Origin of the sequence: Niastella caeni (assembly GCF_004834005.1) — a bacterium.
In the GTDB taxonomy this organism is placed as follows: Bacteria; Bacteroidota; Bacteroidia; order Chitinophagales; family Chitinophagaceae; genus Niastella; species Niastella caeni.
Genome location: NZ_STFF01000008.1, coordinates 302899 through 318308, shown reverse-complemented (window position 1 = coordinate 318308; position 15410 = coordinate 302899). Strand labels below are relative to the sequence as shown.

Genomic DNA, 15410 nt, shown 5'->3' with positions numbered 1-15410 from the left:
AGGGTTTTTAATTTTTTTTGCGGAGGGCCAACCATGCAGCTTTACTTACCACCTGCTCAAATGATCTTATGCCATCAGCGAGCCCAAGCTTAACAGCATCTTCTGCGTAAAACATTTTGCCAGTATTCCATTCTTTTATAGATGCTGCTGCTTTATCGCCACGTTGATTTTTAACAAAGCCAATAAATTCCTCTGTAAGAATTTTGAGATCCTTTTCTACAGCCGTGTAATCACCTTTAATGGCGTCCCGATAGTCCTTATTCTTATCGGCACTCTGTGGGGCGTAGATCTCGTGCAGTTTTATTCCTTCTTTTTCAAACCAGCCGGTGAAATCGGGTATGGTACAGTAAGTGCCAATGGAACCCATTTCATCCATCTTTGAACTTAGGTAAACTTCGTTTGTGCCACTGGATAACCACATGCCCAAACTTGCATTGATACCATCGATGTAAGAAAGAATGGGCTTTTTGAACGTGGTAATGGTAGGAGCAAGTGTTGTAGCTGCCCGGGCTTCACCTCCTGGCGTATCGAGCAACATTACAACGCTACCGATATTATCCCGGCTTTGCATTTGCAAAAGCCAGCTATTTCTTTGAATAGCTCCAGGTTCACCACAATCGCCATTATACTTTGTCACAGGGCCTGATATAGGAATTACACCTACACTATTCTCAGGAATATTTGGGTTGCTTCCATTTCTCCATTCAAACCGGCGCATAGTTTTGGGTTCAATGGCAAATGGCTGTTCGACCATCTGGTTACCTGTTCGAACAATAAAGCTTACAGGATTCCCTTTAAGGATTGATAACACGGCGGGTAAATGTGCAACAGCCCAATCCTGGTGTATTAACCACCTGCCGCGTAATATTGCTGATAAAGTATGATTGAAACTCACACCCCAAACATCTATAAATAGAAGTATGACGGAAAGGACAAGGAGGGGTATAAAAAATCCTGGCACTTTAACCAGCACCAGGATTATAGTAGCACGGAGGGGACCCGAGCCAAATCAAATATATAATCTTTCCTTAATGCTTAGGAAAGAAACTACGAATCGTATTATTTTTCTTTCGTTTTAAAATAAAAAAAGAACATTGCTTTCATTGCATCAGAAAGCGGTCGAACTCCATTAATTACAGCCGACAGTTGTGTATTATTCATGCCTGTATCGTCACAAATATCCTTCAGTGCAATACCCAATTGTTCCATCTTTTTTTTTATCCAAGCTGAATCAACTTTCTGTGCAGGGCTTTCCTTGTATGGTGATGCATGCACCAATACCCTTTGCTTTGGAAAAAACTTGTCAAAGCTTTCATGAACAACCTGAATCAATTCTTTTTGATTTAAGTATTGACCATTTAACAGATTTGCCTGCGTTGCTCCTATTGTAACTTCTTTATCAGTGACTTTAAGAAACCTAAAAGTTAAACGACTATTTTGCCATTTAGAAAAAGCAACTTCCTCCATTTTCTTAATGGTTTCTTCCTTCAGCCATTTAAGCAGGTGAACCCCTTTCAAAATTTCCATAAAAAAATATTTAAAAACATTTATAAAAGGGGAGGAATTAACCTCCCCCTTTTAAATTACCCGGCTACATACAGGGTAATGATAACCTCATCAAAGTCCGAGCCTTTTAGACTCATTCCGAAAGCCTGCCTGATTGTAATTCCATCTGGCCTTTCCTCAATTTCAGATCCGAAAAGCCATTGAATTTGAATCATACTTCCGTCCGGTAACACAATTGTAAAGCCATCGGGAAAACGGTCTGCTAATAAAAGCAGTTTGAAAATGAGTCTTTTCATAACTCGGTTGGCATTTTTATTCCGGCGCCATCCGGTTTGTGTGTATCAAAGAACTTTGACAACTCAAAGATAGCAAACATTTGCATATTGCAAACATTTGCAATAATTATTTTTTATTTTTTATGAAAAAAGCCCGGTAGAAACCGGGCCTAACTTCAAAACTAACTGTTTATGAGAAATCATTGAAATCTTAAATACCCATGGATTGCCGAACGGTTCCTTTTTCGCCGGCATACCTCATACCCTTCCCGGCTACCTTCATCGTTTGTGTTTCCCTCGATGGTATCAATGGTACCATCTTCATTTACTTTCTCTACTAAGCCGGTATGACCGGTCCCCTTTCCATAGTCCATTATGAAAACATCGCCTGGTTGTGGAGTGACCCCACGGAATTGATCTTTCCGGCGGCGCCACTGGTCCAATACGCCCCCAGTCAGGTATAATGGATTTTTGCGGGCCATCTTATCGGATGCTTCATTAAAACACCAGTATACAAATGCCATGCACCAGGCGTAGCCAGGGCCAAGGCCCACAGCGGCTAAATACTTTTCTACTTGTTTCCCTCTGTTTTTATTCCCAGGATCTTCGCGTACCCCTAATTGGGTGATGGCGATATCTAACGCTTTTTCTTGTAGTGTCATACTTTGATTATTTGAATTTCCATTTCATGCGGTGCGGGCTGGTTGCCTCCGAAGTAAATACCCAGGCGGTAGCAAAATTTCTTTTTATGACGATGCGCTATTATGACATAACCTTTCCCCTGATAATTAAAGGCATGCTTTTCATCGCAGGTGAAATGATAGCCGAAAGAGGATATTCTTAGTCCTATTCTGTAATCCTTGCCGATATCGCATAATGCGATCGATTTTTTTACCCTTGCACCATTCACATAACAATAGGCATGCAGTTCGATTTTACCGGTTTCAAGTTGATATGACCACCCGAACCGGGCTGAATGTTTATGGTGATTGGGCAGGTAACCGATACCGACCAGTTTATTAATATCATACTGATCACCTGATTGCAGATCATACCGGCAGGATTCCTCGAACTTAACCGCCCACGCGAAACATTTCCGGTTCCACCAAAAGCCAAATCGCCACGGCCGGGCACGGTTCCGGCCTTTGAAGATGGTGTAGATCATGGCTCAATCCAAGATATTACCACCAATAAATTGAACAATAGGGCCAATGCTGCGAATGCGTAGGTAGGGTTCAACTGCCCTTTAATAATAGGGGGCTTAAGCCAGTTAGTAAATCCAACTTTAATATTCTTTGACCAGAAACCACCTGATATGGCACCGCCAACATAAACGTTGATAATTGCAAAAACAAAAAGCAATAGTTTGCCATGCCTTTTTACAAATTCCAAACCATTTGCAGAACTGAATGGAATAAGTATGTCGATCCCAATAACAAATATTGCGGCAATAATAAGTTTCAGCAAGTTGATAAGAAATGTTTTCATAATACTTATTTAATGAATAAATCAAAAATTGAGTTTCGTTTCCACCAGGCAAGACCAAACACTACTAATACAATCAGCCAAATCCACCAAGGCATAAATGAAGACCGTTTAACGTTACTGTTATCATTGTTTATAGTGGCAGAACTATCTTCCTGTTGTATCTGTTGTACAATTGCATATTCATCGACTTGTAAACCGGTGCTATCTTTTTGTATTACTGTTGAGGTTAGCTCAGTTCTTCTTTGCCCTTTCTGTTTTACAATACGCTTTGTTTCCCGGCGAATTACATTCGAATCTATTTCTTCTTTAATGTGTTCTTCGGTAACAACATCATAAGTACTGTCGTTTGTAACAGTGATCCATTCTATTGTATTATTTACTGAACTGGAATCAACTGAAAGCATTCGTGAGCTATCTTTTGCAGACATAGAATGCTTTTCCACCTGCAGGGATTCATGGCTTACATTTTTACGTGTTGCACTGCAGGATGCAAGGAACATGCATATAATAATGAAATACTTCATATTAAATCTGTTTTTGTTCATCTTCCCCATCATCTTTTAATAATGTTTCAAAAGCATCCAATACAGCAGCAATGCCTATTGTACACCACAACTGTAGCTTAGTGGTTAATAGTTGATCCTGAAATCCCCATTGTGCTACCATGACATTAGCCGCAACAGTTAGTATTTGAATAGCCTTTTTTGTTTTCCTGAACCATTTTGGAGCAGGATGTTTGGCATTGTTAAGACTTAGTGTTGCCATTATTTTTTGGTTTTCTGGTTCTGAAATATGATATGAATGCCTTTTTACCCACTACCCACAATTCTTTCCCTGCTACTCCCATCAGCCCACACACGCCGGCTGTAATGGCACTCTCAAACAATTTTGAAAAGAATTCCAAAGGCAGGTGAATATTAATTATGAGTTTACACACTCCCGTTATTGCTCCGATTGTGAATCCGAGCTTCGTATTGTTATCCTGCCAACTCATTAATTGTTTCATTAAATTATGGTTGATAAATTACCTTCCACAGAGTAGCATTTATATCACCTGTTGTTGCACTACCTCCACCGGCCGTACCTGTTATCTTAAGTATATTAGATGTTGTAAAATCAAGGCTTCCCAGTGTAGCATAATTAGTGTAAACCTTACCATCTATATTCCATGTAATTGTGGAACGCAATGTATTGGTCCCCGTCCTTATAATTGTTCCGCGCATGGACCAGCTTCCCGTTGCAGTTATCGATAATGCAGTTGTGCCTGAAATAGAGGTGCCCGCGAAGTAGACATTCATATCGTAAGTAGTACTAGCGTCATTGAAGGTACCCGCTGATTCAAAACTTAAACTGGTTCCATCGGCACCCAATGTTAATCCGGCAACTGTCTTTGTATAAAGATCAGTTGCAGAAGTGCCCGAATTACTCTGAGTTGTATATTGCACATCGATCGTCCTTGTAAATATATCACTGGTAGGATCAGCGCTAACTGTGACAGTATTTGTAGTTGTGTTAACAGTAATGCCAGAGCCGCCTTGTATAGTGATAGATGGCCCAGACTGCGAATTTATTGAAGTGATGCCGCCAGTTGGCGTTTGCCACGTCCCAACTCCATTCGCGTCGCTTGTTAATACCTTGCCGCTTGCCTGATTTCCATCCTGCATTTGGATGGTTCCTGTTACCTGGAGCTTCGAGGCTCCTAGATCGGAGGTTGAATTTAACTGCAATTCATTCGATGAATTAAGCCGCATACCTTCTGTTGTCCCACCTGCAGCAAATTTTAGTGGGCCGGCAAGAGCAACAATAGAATGCCCAGCAGATGGCGACCCAAGGTTATAGCTGCCTCCAGGTGCAAGCACTCCGTTGGCACTAGTCCCTGTTGAATAAATACCATTGGAAGAAAAATCATCGTTGTCGTTTTGCGCCCTGATATTTGTTTGTGCGTTTGCTCCGGAACCGCTGTTTTTAACAATCAGGTATGCATTTCCGGTAGTAGTAAATTCATTCCTTTGCAGCCCGGCCACTTGTAGTAAATTACCATCGTCGCTCGTTTTACCAATAAGTAAATTTCCTGAGGACGCAAGTCTCATATGTTCTGTCAAGCCACCTGCTGCGAATTTAATCGGGCCGGCTGTAGCTACTATAGAATGGCCCGCAGAAGGCGACCCTAATGTATAGCTGCCACCTGCTGCCAACACTCCATTAGCGGATGTTGATGTAGAGTAAATACCGGTGCCGGCAAAATCGTTGTTATTATTCTGTACCCTGATATTAGTCTGTGCATTTGAGCCTGCTGTTGTATTTTTAACTAACAGGTAATGATTCCCGTTCAACGCCTGCTCATTCCACTGAAGCCCATATACTTGAAGTTTACCTGCTGCATTACTGGTGAAGGAATTCATTAACACGCTGCCGTCGCCAGCGATATTAAAAGCCTTAGACCTATATATTGCTTCAAGGTTTTGTTTACGATAGTAAACATTCTCAATAGCCTTATATAAATGGTGCGACATAATCACCTCAGCGATCTTTGCGTGGCCAGCTTCATTGGGGTGAACGCCATCTCCACTATCATATGTTCCACTAAGGTTTGTGCCTGTGCCACTCCACAGGGGCGTATATGTATCAATGTATGTAAAAGGAAATGTTGCTTTAATAAAATCATTAACCGGAGTAATATCCAACCCTGTCCGTGGCGTTGCGAGTAGCCAAATAATTTTAGAACCATGCGCAATCAACGAATCATGTAACAATAGAAGATTAGCCTGCCAAGTAGCTGTTGGAACCGAATATGCAAGATCATTACCGCCAAGCATTATAAATGCATACTGCGGCTTCAGATGACGTACAAGGGCATACGTTTGTAACACGCCCGACGCACTTATATCACCGCCACCGGCGCAAATCACGAATTTGCAAAGGTCACCAAATCGCTTATTTATCTCAGTTGCAAAACTGCCACTGGAAATGCTGTTACCTATCAATGCTGCGATGGGTTGTTTCAAAGCGTGGGAGGAATACTTAATACGGCACAACTCCACCGAGTTGGTTGTTCCCGCGCTGTTGACAAGACTGAAATATGCTGTGTTGTGCAGGCCGCCGGTTTCACCAGATGCCTGAAAATTTCGGATTGTAGTTGCAAATCCAGTTTGCCCGCTGGTATGGTTTATAACCGTGAATTTGGTAGTGTCTTTATTACGATAAAACACATAGGTTAGGCTATCGTCTACGCTTATTCCTCCGCTCATGTTAGAACTGGCCGACAGTACCGCTTCTGAAGGCGTTCCGTTCACGACGGCGAATATTCGAACAACCCCCGTTGCTGTTCGAACTCTACCATACAATGAAACTGATAAATTAGGATGCGGGGATTCCCAACCAACCGTAAACGCACTATCGGTACTTAATAATGCTTTGTATTTAAAATCAACCTGGAGCGTTTCTTGCTCCAGCATCGATGCATGCAACCAATTGATCTTTGCTCCCGCAGGTAGCCGAATCTTGTTTGCGTTTATCGTTGGGCTACCCGTAACAGTAAACGAACTCGATGCACTTCCCCATGCGGAACTATCATACATAATTCCTATGGTGTAAGCACTGTCGACTCGTGGCATTTCACCCCTTACATTAGCAATAGCTGTATCGACCCTGTATCGTGTAGCAAAAATTGAAGAGTCACCTCCGCTTCCTCCGCTTTCATTAGCGGGTGCCCAGGCGCTCCCGTTCCATTTTAATATTTGCCCCGTTGTGGGTGACGTTGCACTAATGTTATTTCCTTGTAATTTGTCAGCATTCCATTGGGCGGTAGTAGTCCCCGCGCTTATTACGTTTGCGACAATAGACAGGCCCGAACCGGCTGCTAAAGCATCCTGCTTATTATTCCAACGCGAAGTATCTGAGCCTGTCAATGCTTTAGCAACGGTTGGTACTGTAGGATCTGTTTCAGATGGTGCACCGCCTGTATTAAGAGTAACTTTTATAGTTGTAAATCCCCCCCGCCGAACTAAAAAAAGAGTATCAGCGATTCTATATGCACTGTCGATTGCATAGGCTTTCATTAGGCTGGCAACCCCATTAAATAGCTGATTAACCTGAGTTGCAGTTATTTGTTTTGTGCCATTTGTTACTATCCAACTATTAATCTTTGTCCGTAAATCAGATGTGTCAGTTGGTATTTGCCCATAAGAAGTTACAAAACTCAACAAAATTGTGATTGACAGAATTAATTTCTTCATGCTCATATATTAAAGTCATTGCTAAAATCATCGTTAAAATCACCAACACCAGCGAATGGCGGGGTTATAATATCATCCAATATATCATCAAGGTTACCCACGTAAATAGGAGCCTGCAGTATATGCTGCCAGGTAAAGTTTATAGTTCTTTTCCTACTGGTACTATTATCAGCACTTGTATATGTGAATTCTACCTCTGCTCCTGTATCAGCATTTCCAAGAAATCTAATCTGACCATCACGATCTTTGAACATTACAACATAGTCGTTGAATGTCATTACATCGGCATTAATTGTATTACTAGAATTATTACCACCCAGGTACCCCACAACCTGCATTTCCCAATAATGGCCGGCGGATGATTTCTTTTCAGTTTCATTAAAGATTCTGCCCTTATCCACTACCTGACACTCATACCAGGTTTTTCCGGCTTTCAACGCTATTGGCGTTTTTGCCAATCCTGTTAAAGGATCAACTTGCGGCCATAAGTCAACATCCTGCCACAATGCAAAAACAATCCAACACAACCCACCAGGACGAACAGTAGGCCGGCGTAGATGCTGCACAGGCGTATAGATGTTGTTGTAATACACAAATGCAAATTCGCATTGTATAACTTCAGAGGAAAGGACAAGAAATTAAAAAGGAGATTAATCAAAAAGAGAAGGAGGGTTTGTGACATTTTTCGAGGGGACATTTCTCGATAATTTTTTTTCTTGTTGAATTTTACAGTCTTGAATCGAGAGGACATTTCTCGATAAATTTTCTTCAAGAGTTCTTCTGAATCGGTATTCAGTTTTCTTTAGACATTCAAAGGTGGTGTCTACCCCGATAATTATACCATGATTTTCTGCAAATTGTTCAATTGCCTCATTGTATCCTTTATAACGGCTGGCATGATTAATTGAACGTAGGCAATGATAATATAATTCTTCATCAAACTGAGAATCCCAGGCACGGTTTAATTGAATAATTTGATCATCAGATAAATCAACTCCAAAATGGCTCATATACCGCCAAGGTGCAAGGAATGTAATTTGGGTTGTAAACGTCCTAAACTGAAGGTGTTGGTCGCGTAAATTAAGATGCGTACATACTTTCTTTTGAAGTAAGCTTAATACAACGATACCAAGGAGCGTATTATTATTGAGCATAACAGGATGCCCATAACGGCTGGCAATATACTTTGCCAGATAAGGTTTAGTAGGAATGTTAATAGTGAAATTCTTTGACATTCAGCCTATTCTTTCATTTTTCGATAATAGTATATTGCTATTTCTGTTTGCGAGTTCGCCCCCACATTATTTGTCAGAAACCATTTCGCAAATTCAAAGCTTTCCATTCCATGTGACGGCATAGAACTTACTGAAGTTAGCTGAAACAACTTTAAAGGGTAAATAGATTCAAGTTTCCATTTGGTTGCCGGATAGCTTTCATCAGCTATTATAATTTCAATTATTGTTGATTCAAGTACATGCGCCGATACGTGTGCTTTTGGTGCAATATCAATATGAATCATACAATCACAGGCCAGTTTATTATTAAAATTAGTTGGCCAATTGATTACTTTTTTTGTCATTGCTTATACATTTAGCTTTTTTTAGCCCTTCTTCGGTTGGCAGCCAGTCAATAAGGTCCCCAATAAAAGGCAATTGATGTGTGCTGATCCAAAACTGAATCATTAAGTTGAAGGCATCCCCTGGCTGATCACGGGTCGATCCTTCAGGCCGGAAGCCATCGTGCCATGCAAAAGTGTTACGCAGTGTATCATCCAACCTGATACCATTGGTTGGTTTACCATGCGCATTTAAGTGATCTTCTTCAATCTGTACATCCTTATCGCTTATTCGGTAGCTAATTAGGTATATGTCTGTTGCTGTGATTATGATAGTGCGTACGTTGGTGCAGATCTCTTCGCGGAGTTTGCGGCACCATTTTGTACGGAGTCCAAAGTAGTGATAAAGGATATCACCTTTTTTGGCAAAGCCTTTTTTCCTACGGCCTCGTATAGTGTGTGGTTTGCTGCCATCTTCAACGAAAGGCACGAAGCGTTGTTTAAAACTATATGCTGGCATTTCAATTTATTTATAGGTTAATAATCACCGCCAGTAAAGAATAAATCTGGATCATCGGGAGTAGGCAAAAGTTTACTAGTTAATGGGAATTCGTTCCATTGCCGGCCATCGAGACTGCGGCCGGCTTTCTTTTTGCCAACCCTTGACATAGGAGTACCCCAATTAATTCCGTGTATACAAGTGAATGTGCCTACGGGATGATCCCCCCATTCGCCTGGTTTATCAACAAAAGTACCAGTATCAAAAGTTGAAAGGTCGCCATCTTCATAAGGCTTCCATTCACCCCATTGCTTAAAGAAGAAAGGGGTTCCAGCGGTTTTACATTGGTTCCTTATTGACCTGACCCATTCCGGGTGCAGTGGCCTCGCATCTTTTCCGGATTCGCCCCCTGCTATTACCCAATCAATTTTAGTGGCAATGACTTTACTACCTAAGTCATATGAATATTTGTTGCCTAACAGTACATCATAGTTTTCGGTCCAATGGTTTGACGGACCTATCTTATATTTTAATGTAAAATTGATAGTACTTAACAGCGGTTCGCATGAAAGGAACCGAACTTCAGCGGGTATTTGCATGAGTAGCGGGATACGTTCGTTGGCGGTATTTTGATCTTCAACGCTTACACCCAACCACACGTTTTTCAAAGGCCATGCATCGGTTTCAAAAGCACTTCCACACCCGGTTTCAATTCCATATTCAACACACAAGTCATAAGCATAATTCGCAGGATCATCTTGCCACTCAGGGTCCATCAATTTTAGCCATTCGAAAAAATCTAACATCCTTTGCGGCCGCTTTGTAAGAATCTGGAATGTGTGCTCTTTGCAAACTGACATAACACCGAATAGCGATCTTATAACCTGGAAAGGAACGCTTTCATGAAACAGGTCGCTTTCGCTGTTTACAAATACCATAGAAGGTTTCCTCCAGGTAAACGGCTTCACAAATTCCTTTTCAATAATATTTACCTTACCGGTCCAATTCAACTGCCCGCCGGCAGTCTTTTCTACCGTGCCAGCGTACTTATCCTTCGAGTTTGGTATATGCTGCAGGCGCCAGGCCATCCGTATCGCATAGCAGTTTTTGCAGCCAGCTGATACTTTGCTGCAGCCAACTACCGGGTTCCAGGTGCGGTTAGTCCATTCTATTTTACTCATTATGCAATTTTTTGATTGTATGTTTCAATTAATCGCGATGCTAAAGCCTCTGTCCACTTCTTCACAACCAGCGGCACTACGCTATTTCCAACAAACTTTTTTTGGTCTTCCTGGCTTCCTTCTAGTTTATAACCTAACGGAAAACCTTGTATACGTAGCAATTCATGAATTCTGAACATGCGCATCTTTATATCAGCGATGTTGAATATGGCCATGAATTCTTTTATCTTGATCATTATCTCACTATCACCTGGGTATATTGGTACCGCAACTAATCCTTCTTCAGCTTGCACCAGGTAAAGCGGAACTTTATCCTGCCGAGCAACAATAACCGGGCATGGTCCTTCGGTTGTAATAGCATGCCCCCCATATGCAGGGTTAATTAAATAATGGTGCTTGCGATTTGCAGTTATAGTAGGAGCTGGCTGATCGGTTGATACCGGTTTATTATCATAATTGGTCGGCATAATGAACGGCTCACAATTAACTACACTGTGTTTATCGTTCGTCATTATGGTCCCCGCTGGCTGCTCAATAGATTGATTGTTATGATTTGTTACCGAAACAACAGCAGACCTGTCACGTGTGCTTATTGTAGCCGATGGGCTTTCAATAGAAGAAAGCTCGCCGCCATTACTATAATAATGTTTTAAGAAACGTGTTTGCACAAGCTCTTGATTACCCCCGGTAGCCGTCAAGGTCCGAGCAGGGCCATCTATGTCAACAAGTTTACTTTCGGGTTCGCCAGAATTCCTTTGTTGAATAAATGCAGCCTTAACCAACGAATGATGATCAACCGTAGTGATCGTTCCTGCTGGCTGATCGACAGACTGAGCAGTAAACCCAACAGCTTGAACGAGGGAAGAATTGCCAAATGTCGTTACGGTAGCCGATGGCTGATTTACGCTATTCACTTTACCGGCTGGCTTCCCACTGTAATACTTGCTGATAAACGAAGTATCGCCTTTGGCCACATACTTTAGCAGTCCTGCATAGATTCTTTCCAGTGTTTTATCCGACAAAGGCTTTGCCCTTGTGAATATACTTTCTCCTTCATCGGAAAAGTCCAACACCTCTTTAACGGCCTTCCAGCGTTGCAGATCGCCATGTAGGCTGAACTTGGAAGGGTTCTTTGCGTGTGTAGGTTCAGGCCAAGCAATGGGTAACACTGGTTTGGCGAATATGCCAAACAGCCGGTTACGCGATGTATAAGCGCCATAGTTCGCGCTGTTCAGTTCTTTCCATTCATCTACATACCACCAATCTTTACTGTTCGGAAAAATTTCGCCCTTCATAACTTCGCGCCACCGCATCCAATCTTGGCCGTTCTTTCGGGAAACTGGTTTGCCGTTTGCATCGAGCGGTCCCCAACTCATGAATTCTACCACATTTTCAATCATAATGTAATCAGGATTTAATGCGGCTCTATACCGGGGGAGGTGATCTGCTAACGTCCGGCTGTCTGCGTCGCGTGGCTGCCCGCCTTTCGCCTTGCTGAAATTGGTACATTCCAGACTGGCCCAAAGTATCAGGTACGCATCCGGGTACATGGTTTGATATTGACGTGTCAATGCCGTTAATTCGGTAAGATCAAGCGTCCGGATATCTTCCTCGAAGTGCTTAACCTCCGGATGGTTTGCCCAATGTGACTTAATTGCTTTTGGATCGTGGTTAACGCAGGCAATTACCTTTGCTATTCCGCTTCCTTCCAACTCTGCCTGAACAAAACCTGTCGTTGTTCCACCAGCGCCGCAAAATAAGTCAACGATTATGAATAGCGGTTCGTTCATTGTATGTTTGAATTTGAAATAAGTGAAACGCCAATTGTTAAATTTGCAATACCATATGGAGAACCTGACTGAGAGTAAATTGCTGGCGGACGAACAATTTTTTGTTTTGGCTTATCAATTTCCACTAATCTTTTATGCGCCTTTCTCGTCAAAATATTGTTATCCTTACAGTACGCATGTATGGTTCCAATTGGCATGTTCAATTTTTCAGACAATTGCTTAAGTGTCATACTACCAGCATTCTCTTTAATGAAATCTTTTTGCCATTGTTCGTACTTTCTTAATAGTGGCATGTGGTTGATTTAATATTAAGTGAATTCGAATCGTTCATTCTCTCTAACTATTGTTGTTGTAAATGGCATTCTATCTTTAGGCACTTTTTCTATTTGGTCCATTAAACCGGCTGACCCGGTGAATACAACATGCTTTGTTTTATTTAATTCAATTTGCAGGTATAGGCATTTCCCATTGCCTTTATCATACCTTGATTTTTCGATCTTGTAGTCCATTACAACTATCTCCCGATTCAGTATCCTGTCGATCTTTATTTTGTCTCCGGTAAAGGCTTTTTGGGATGAGGTTATATTGAAGTCCTTGAATGCGTTCATTGCTTAGTAAGGTTTTAAGTAAGTGCCTGCAGTCGGCATGACAAGCCCATCCATAATAAGAGGCAATGGATAATTTATTCGGGCGTCGCGCCAGCATGCGGGCAAAATTTTGTTTTATGGATTTTCTAAGTAATGTATGCTTATGATAAAACCGGTAGCCAACGAAGTCAATGCCTCGGGAAACAACCGGGAACACTTGAAAGTTTTCTTTAACTGTAAGATTTAACTGCTCTTTTAGGTAGCTGGTAATTTCTGTTAGCAGGGTATGGAGAAAGTTTTTGTCCTGATGTAGGATTACAATATCATCCGCATAACGGAAGTAATATTTTATCCGTTTAACCTCTTTAATCCAATGATCAAAATAAGTGAGGTAAAAGTTCGCAAAGTACTGGCTGAGATAATTGCCTATCGGCAGACCATCAGCACTGTCGATGATCTCATCCAGCAACCATAAAAGGTTCTGGTCTTTAAACTTCCTGCGTAGTAACTGCTTCAGTACGGCATGATCTACCGAAGGGTAGAACTTCTTTATATCCAGCTTCAAGCAATATGTTGTTCCGGCCTCATCCTTCAGTGCACGTTTAACACCTCTGGCGGCCGCATGAATGCCCTTCCCTTTAATACATGAATAAGTATCAGAAGTAAATACGGAGATAAATACCGGCTCCAGGACATTCATTATAGCATGATGTACAATGCGGTCAGGATAATAAGGAAGTCGGAATACTTCCCGCTCCTTTGGTTCATATACTTTGAAGGTGGAGTATTTTGATGTTTGGTAAGACTTACCCACGAGAGCCAGATGCAGCGCCTGAATATTGGCCTCACGATTTTGGTCATGGATCTTAATGCCATATTGTTTGGATTTGCCTTTACGGGCGATAGCATCAGCCAAGGTTAGATTTTCAATGCTGCAAATCTCCTGGTATAATTTACCAATTCGTTTCATTACAGGCCTTGTGTTTGATAGGAAACATTCCCTTTCAGTACCAGCATCCTATTATTAAAAGTTATTTTTTGCCAAGAGGCAAGGTCTGTACTGCTATAAGGGTACACAAATCGGGCGCTGACATTCGTATTCGAGTTATCGTAATTGCAATCGTTCAGGCGAAAGCCGGAACTCGAAACCCTGCCAGCCACAGCAGTACACAACCTATTATTTTTAAAGAACCATTAAATCCTTATATAGCGCTGCAAACTGCTTCCCGGCGTATTCCGCCAGGGATCGTGTACGATACACAAGGCGGGCGCCGACATTCGTATGCGAGTAATCGTAATAGCAACCGAGCAGGCGAAAGCCGGGTTTGTCCATCCAGAACCATGGATAATATTTCCATTCACTTGTGTTATTCCAATCAGGGACCCATTTCTTTTTGCCATTATCAACAAAATTCAAAGCCTCATTGATAATGATAAGTTTGGCGGTTGCGATTAGCGCCTTTTGGTGAGCTTTTGGGAAAGACGATACTTTAGGAAGAACCTTTATTGGATCATGGCCCAAAACTTTGCATGCGCCTTCAAACGTTTTAATCTTTTTCATAAATATTCAAAAAAGAATTTAACAGGTGAATATTGAAGTTTTCCTATTCGTAGTAGTTACTGTACAAGACCAAAAATTGGTTAGCCGCGTAACGTGCCAATTCTTCTGATTTAAACACAAGGCGGGCGCCGACAGGCGTAATCGAGTAAGCGTAATCGCAACCGTGCAGGCGAAAGCCGGGTTTGTCCATGTAAAACCAGGGGAACCATTTCCGTTGGTTGCTATTATTATAGTCTGGTTCCCAACCTTCGTTTAGAGCCCTGGCAATAACCTTCAATTTCTTATATGCAACATCATCCGGTTCGTCGGCTTCATGACATACATCAGCCGGATCGATGCCAATGACCAAACAGGCATCTTCAAATGTTTTTACCCTGTCGGTTATTTTTTCATTGAAAAAATCCTTCCCGAAATTTTCAATAAGGATAGCTTTCCATTCATCTGAAGATTTTGGAAAAAGCTTTTTTGCATTATTACCATCAATGATGAGTGGTTTTTGTTCCATTTTAAAAATGCTACACTTACCAGTAGCCGGGGTTTGATGTATTTTATTACAACCGATTTTTTACAAAATGGCAATGAATTCTGTGTGCCTACGTGCCTACGTGCCTACAACGGCCTACGCGTGCCTACAAAAACAATGGGTGTGCCTACAGCATTTAAATATTATTAATTTGATTTTCACTTATTTATAGTTGTAGGCACATGTAGGCTCATTTTTTGGCATTTTAAA

19 protein-coding genes are annotated in these 15410 nt (G+C 41.6%); all 19 read right to left on the bottom strand.

What is annotated here, in order from left to right:
* Positions 1 to 7 precede the first annotated feature (7 nt).
* Positions 8 to 811 carry a S49 family peptidase gene (locus FAM09_RS24790; RefSeq protein WP_136579856.1) on the bottom strand — a complete coding sequence of 268 codons (804 nt, stop codon included), beginning with the start codon at positions 809 to 811 and terminating at the stop codon, positions 8 to 10.
* A gap of 248 nt (positions 812 to 1059) precedes the next feature.
* A complete protein-coding gene (locus tag FAM09_RS24785) occupies positions 1060 to 1527 on the bottom strand; it encodes a hypothetical protein (protein WP_136579855.1) in 468 nt (155 codons plus the stop codon).
* A 56-nt stretch (positions 1528 to 1583) separates the two neighbouring features.
* Complete coding sequence (locus FAM09_RS24780; RefSeq protein ID WP_136579854.1) at positions 1584 to 1802, bottom strand: hypothetical protein; 219 nt, start codon at positions 1800 to 1802, stop codon at positions 1584 to 1586.
* A 179-nt stretch (positions 1803 to 1981) separates the two neighbouring features.
* A complete protein-coding gene (locus tag FAM09_RS24775) occupies positions 1982 to 2443 on the bottom strand; it encodes a CHAP domain-containing protein (RefSeq protein WP_136579853.1) in 462 nt (153 codons plus the stop codon).
* The gene (locus FAM09_RS24770) at positions 2440 to 2946 is read right to left on the bottom strand and encodes a hypothetical protein (protein WP_136579852.1); all 507 of its coding nucleotides are present in this window, start codon (positions 2944 to 2946) and stop codon (positions 2440 to 2442) included. Before FAM09_RS24770 ends, FAM09_RS24775 begins: the two co-directional genes overlap by 4 nt.
* Positions 2943 to 3269, bottom strand: a complete 327-nt coding sequence (locus FAM09_RS24765) for a hypothetical protein (RefSeq protein ID WP_136579851.1) — start codon at positions 3267 to 3269, stop codon at positions 2943 to 2945. Before FAM09_RS24765 ends, FAM09_RS24770 begins: the two co-directional genes overlap by 4 nt.
* A 5-nt stretch (positions 3270 to 3274) precedes the next feature.
* Positions 3275 to 3793 (bottom strand): hypothetical protein, encoded by a 519-nt coding sequence (locus FAM09_RS24760; protein WP_136579850.1) that lies wholly within the window; start codon positions 3791 to 3793, stop codon positions 3275 to 3277.
* 1 nt (position 3794) lies between these two features.
* On the bottom strand, positions 3795 to 4034 hold the full coding sequence (locus FAM09_RS24755; protein ID WP_136579849.1) for a hypothetical protein: 240 nt from the start codon (positions 4032 to 4034) through the stop codon (positions 3795 to 3797).
* Positions 4035 to 4279: 245 nt separating this feature from the next.
* Entirely contained in the window at positions 4280 to 7504 is a 3225-nt protein-coding gene (locus FAM09_RS24750; protein ID WP_166437263.1) for an SGNH/GDSL hydrolase family protein, read from the bottom strand.
* 2 nt (positions 7505 to 7506) lie between these two features.
* The gene (locus FAM09_RS24745) at positions 7507 to 8097 is read right to left on the bottom strand and encodes a hypothetical protein (protein ID WP_136579847.1); all 591 of its coding nucleotides are present in this window, start codon (positions 8095 to 8097) and stop codon (positions 7507 to 7509) included.
* Between the two features lie 57 nt (positions 8098 to 8154).
* Positions 8155 to 8739 carry a hypothetical protein gene (locus FAM09_RS24740; RefSeq protein WP_136579846.1) on the bottom strand — a complete coding sequence of 195 codons (585 nt, stop codon included), beginning with the start codon at positions 8737 to 8739 and terminating at the stop codon, positions 8155 to 8157.
* A 5-nt stretch (positions 8740 to 8744) separates the two neighbouring features.
* Positions 8745 to 9083, bottom strand: coding sequence for a hypothetical protein (locus FAM09_RS24735; RefSeq protein ID WP_136579845.1), 339 nt, complete (start codon positions 9081 to 9083; stop codon positions 8745 to 8747).
* Entirely contained in the window at positions 9052 to 9579 is a 528-nt protein-coding gene (locus tag FAM09_RS24730) for a hypothetical protein (protein WP_136579844.1), read from the bottom strand. The genes FAM09_RS24735 and FAM09_RS24730 overlap by 32 nt, the downstream gene beginning before the upstream one ends.
* 17 nt (positions 9580 to 9596) lie before the next feature.
* Positions 9597 to 10739: a phage Gp37/Gp68 family protein gene (locus FAM09_RS24725; protein ID WP_136579843.1), complete on the bottom strand. Its 1143-nt coding sequence runs from the start codon at positions 10737 to 10739 to the stop codon at positions 9597 to 9599.
* Positions 10739 to 12529, bottom strand: a complete 1791-nt coding sequence (locus tag FAM09_RS24720; RefSeq protein ID WP_136579842.1) for a DNA cytosine methyltransferase — start codon at positions 12527 to 12529, stop codon at positions 10739 to 10741. Before FAM09_RS24720 ends, FAM09_RS24725 begins: the two co-directional genes overlap by 1 nt.
* The gene (locus FAM09_RS24715) at positions 12526 to 12822 is read right to left on the bottom strand and encodes a hypothetical protein (RefSeq protein ID WP_136579841.1); all 297 of its coding nucleotides are present in this window, start codon (positions 12820 to 12822) and stop codon (positions 12526 to 12528) included. Before FAM09_RS24715 ends, FAM09_RS24720 begins: the two co-directional genes overlap by 4 nt.
* A 184-nt stretch (positions 12823 to 13006) precedes the next feature.
* Positions 13007 to 14086: an RNA-directed DNA polymerase gene (locus FAM09_RS24710; protein WP_136579840.1), complete on the bottom strand. Its 1080-nt coding sequence runs from the start codon at positions 14084 to 14086 to the stop codon at positions 13007 to 13009.
* Positions 14087 to 14299: 213 nt separating this feature from the next.
* Positions 14300 to 14677 (bottom strand): hypothetical protein, encoded by a 378-nt coding sequence (locus tag FAM09_RS24705; RefSeq protein ID WP_136579839.1) that lies wholly within the window; start codon positions 14675 to 14677, stop codon positions 14300 to 14302.
* A gap of 43 nt (positions 14678 to 14720) precedes the next feature.
* Entirely contained in the window at positions 14721 to 15182 is a 462-nt protein-coding gene (locus FAM09_RS24700) for a hypothetical protein (RefSeq protein WP_136579838.1), read from the bottom strand.
* Positions 15183 to 15410 lie beyond the last annotated feature (228 nt).